Source organism: Escherichia sp. KCJ4928 (assembly GCF_004352695.1).
Taxonomy (GTDB): Bacteria; Pseudomonadota; Gammaproteobacteria; order Enterobacterales; family Enterobacteriaceae; genus ECMA0423.
In genome coordinates this window covers 1-213 of sequence record NZ_SJWV01000897.1, presented here as the reverse complement: position 1 = coordinate 213, position 213 = coordinate 1, and the positions used below count along the sequence as shown (strand labels likewise).

Annotated in this window: 1 pseudogene; it reads right to left on the bottom strand. The window is 52.6% G+C overall.

The window, feature by feature from the left end:
* Positions 1–155, bottom strand: a pseudogene (locus E0D98_RS27310) (antirestriction protein); the annotation flags it as partial.
* Between the last annotated feature and the right edge of the window lie 58 nt (positions 156–213).

Genomic DNA, 213 nt, shown 5'->3' with positions numbered 1-213 from the left:
TGCCAGAAGCCTCCCTGATATTCCGGCATCATTTTTTGCGCCAGCGCGTACACATACGCCTCGGCATACAGAAAATCGTTGCCAAACAGGTAAGGCAGAAAAGAAAGGCGGTCGCACTCTTCAACGTTCAGAGTGACAGATTTCGCATACTGCATGGGATTTCCTCCGTTGTTCACATATTCCGCGACACCGGGCGGTGCCGTGCCTCCATCT